This window comes from Allobaculum sp. (assembly GCF_047010065.1).
GTDB lineage: Bacteria > Bacillota_I > Bacilli_A > Erysipelotrichales > Erysipelotrichaceae > Allobaculum > Allobaculum fili.
The window spans coordinates 1-3,302 of record NZ_JBKXLD010000148.1 but is presented as its reverse complement, the minus strand read 5'-3'; the positions used below and the strand labels follow the sequence as shown (position 1 = coordinate 3,302).

Annotated in this window: 3 protein-coding genes; all 3 read right to left on the bottom strand. The window is 53.1% G+C overall.

Going from position 1 to position 3,302, the window contains the following annotated elements; all coding sequences use genetic code 11:
* Window positions 1-121: 121 nt before the first annotated feature.
* Window positions 122-1,549: an aminopeptidase gene (locus ACLUYS_RS09635; protein WP_288876129.1), complete on the bottom strand. Its 1,428-nt coding sequence runs from the start codon at window positions 1,547-1,549 to the stop codon at window positions 122-124.
* On the bottom strand, window positions 1,542-2,324 hold the full coding sequence (gene murI / locus ACLUYS_RS09630) for a glutamate racemase (protein WP_288876131.1): 783 nt from the start codon (window positions 2,322-2,324) through the stop codon (window positions 1,542-1,544). The genes ACLUYS_RS09635 and murI overlap by 8 nt, the downstream gene beginning before the upstream one ends.
* Window positions 2,325-2,584: 260 nt before the next feature.
* Entirely contained in the window at window positions 2,585-2,815 is a 231-nt protein-coding gene (locus tag ACLUYS_RS09625) for a hypothetical protein (RefSeq protein ID WP_288339723.1), read from the bottom strand.
* Between the last annotated feature and the right edge of the window lie 487 nt (window positions 2,816-3,302).

Below are 3,302 nucleotides of genomic sequence, written 5' to 3'. Positions count from 1 at the left end.
CCACCATACGCAATATTTCCTCTCCCTTCAAAACGTCTTTGGAAATTCGTCAAAAAGCGTAAAGGGAGTGGCCGAAACCACAGAGCGAAAAAAATCCCCCGAATCTTCGGGGGAATCAATCTTAAAGCGAATTGGCCTGCAGATCGCGCATGTACTGCAGGAAAACCTTGCAGCAGCAAAAGGCTTCATACACATCCGCCTTGGAGCTCAGTTCAAACGGAGAATGCATGGACATCAGCGCCACGCCGGCGTCGATGACGTCCATTCCGTAGTTGGCCAGAATGTAGGCGATCGTTCCGCCGCCGCCCTGGTCGACTTTGCCGAGTTCCGCGGTCTGCCAGACGACATCGTGATCATCGAGCAGTTTGCGCAGCGCGGCGATGTATTCCGCACGAGCGTCGTTGGAATGGCTCTTGCCGCCGGAACCGACGTACTTGGAAATCGCGATACCGCATCCAAACTGCGCGGCGTTGCCGTTAGGGGAAGAAACTTCCGGTACGTTGGGATCATGAGCTGCGGAAACATCGCACGAAAGCATCGTGGAATGACGCAGAGCCCGGCGAACGTTCAGTTCGCTGTACTCGCCCAGTAAGGAGAGCACTTCAGCCACCTGGTCTTCAAAGAAATGCGACTGCATGCCCGTCGCGCCGACGGATCCGATTTCTTCCTTATCCACAAGCAGGCATACGGCGGTACGCTCGAGCGTTTCGTTCGCGAGTTCGAGCTGGCCGATCAGACCCGTGTAGGCCATGACGCGGTCATCCTGTCCATAGCCTAAAACCATGGAACGATCGAGGCCGCACGTTCTGGCTTCGCCCTGCGGAACGACTTCGAGTTCGGCACTGATGAAGTCATCTTCATCAATGCCGTAGCGGTCCTTGAGCAGACGCAAAATGTTCGCCTTGACTGGATCGGAAGCTTTTTCGTCGCCGTCTTCCTTTTGCGGAATGGAACCGGCGATGACGTTCAGCGCTTCGCCTTCGATGGCTTTGGATGTGGGCTTGCTGGCCTGATCCTTGCCAAGATGCGGCAGGACATCGGTAATACAGAACACTTCGTCTTCCGGATGATCGCCGATGGCGATATCCATGTGCGTGCCGTCCTTCAGAACAACCACGCCATACATCGCCAGCGGAAGTGTCGTCCACTGGTATTTCTTAATGCCGCCATAGTAATGGGTATCGAACAGGCAGATGCCGTCCTGCTCATAGAGCGGATGCTGCTTGAGATCGAGACGGGGCGAGTCGATGTGCGCGCCGACAATGTTCATGCCTTTGGCGATCGGATCGCTGCCGATGTGAAAGAGCACAACGGCTTTATCCATCATATTGAAATAGACTCTGTCCTGCGGCTTCAGGCTCTTGCCGTTTTCGGCGTATTCGTTAATGTTGCGATAGCCGAAACCTTCAGCAAGCGCAATCGCCTGCCTGACGCAGCGGCGTTCGGTTTTTCCAAGGGAAAGAAAATTCATGTAGCCTTGGGCAAACGTCATGATTTCGCCAAGCGTCCTGTCATCGCAGGCAAGCCAGGCGTTTTTATTTTTACTCATACGTTTCCTCCATTCGATGGACCAGTTTCCAGGACAGGTCAATCTGACTCGGATCGGAATTGTCGATCTGCAGCCTGTCTTCCCTGTGAGAAGAATCCGGATTGAGCAGATGCTTCTCTTCAAGAAGATGCTTCAGATGGCGCACCGTTCCTTCATTTCCGTCCACAATTTTGACGTTCGGACCGGCGAGCTGCTGCAGGCGCTGCTTGAAAAACAGAAAGTGCGTACAGCCTAGAACGATAAACTCTGCGTTCCTGCTTTGCGCCAGATAGTCTCTCAGCGCCGCGTCGACAGCCTCCAGATCGTCCAGACGGTCTTCTTCCACAAGCCGGACGAGTCCTGGACATGGTACCCGTATGATCTCATGGCCGCTTTGAAAACGGTTTTTGAGCCGCTCAAACTTTTCCTGATGAAGCGTCAGGTTCGTGGCCCAGACCGCAATGATCGACGGGGTTTTCAGATCGGCAGCGACTTTGAGAGCCGGTTCCATGCCAATAATGTCGAAATCAAAGTGTTCGCGCAGCAGCGGGGCGGCAGCGCTGGTCGCCGTGTTGCAGGCGATTACCACCGCTTTGACGTGCTGTCTGGCAAAGGCTTCGACAATTTCCATCGAATACGTCTCGACGACTTCACGCGGCTTTTCCCCATACGGATTGCGGGCGGAATCGCCAAAGTAAAGAACCGTCTCATTGGGCAGTTCCTTTCGAATCTGCGCCGCGACGGTCAGTCCGCCAAGTCCGGAATCAAATACGCCAATTGGATCACAGGGTTTCATCTTCATCACCGCTATAACTATACAACGAGACCAGAGAAGCGCCCAATTTCCCTCTTTTCCCCATATGCGGACAGATTCTTCATGTTTCCGTTTTTCCATCGTGATTCATCGGGCTTTCGCTTTTTCGCCTGCACTTTACGAGAGCGCTGCTTTGCTTCTGTTCTGCCAGGCGTGGATCGAACGTGTTCCAGACGTAAAGAAAAGACGCCGCAGGGGCGTCTCTTTGTTTCCTTTAAACCTGGTTAAATCCGGTTAATCCGTCAGTGATTGTGACTGTCGGGATAGACTTTGTGAAAGCGTTTGCCGTACGCGCTGTACGCATAGTTAATTCCGGCCAGAATCAGGACGGCCGCAATCGTCACCCCTAACAGAATGGCCTGTGCCGTTCTGGCCGGGATGGCCGCGTACATCCACGCAAACAGACTGGCGACGATGCCGATCAGCGCTGCCGCGATCACGACCAGATTCAAAATCCAGCGTCTGTTTGTCATCGCTTTTCCCCCTTTCTGCCGCGAATCGCAGGCGAACGGTTTCTACCGGTTCAGATCGTCTGGCCGTTCCAAATTGTTCGCTACCCTGATCGATTCGCTTTAATTCGAAAAAAGGCTCCGAAGAGCCCTTAACCGTATGGCAGGCTTCCTTGAATTCCTGGAAGGGAATCATTTTCCGGCTGGTATTTCAGTCTTGTCAAGGATCGCTTTGCATCGCCAAATGCAGGTGGGATCAGACGTCAGGGAAAGATCAGGGATCCTTCTTCTGGACCAGCTTCCTTGATGGCAGTCATCTTTTTTGGCCTTCGCTCATCGGTTTGGATGGCTATAGCCTATCACAGCCGGATTCAAATACCGCCTTGCCGCCTGCATCTTTTCCATAATGGTCTTAACTGGTTGCTTATCTGTCCAAATTGGCACGCGTATTGTATTTATGTAAGTGTCAAACAATCGACGGGTATACGCGAGACTGAATATTAGATACGCT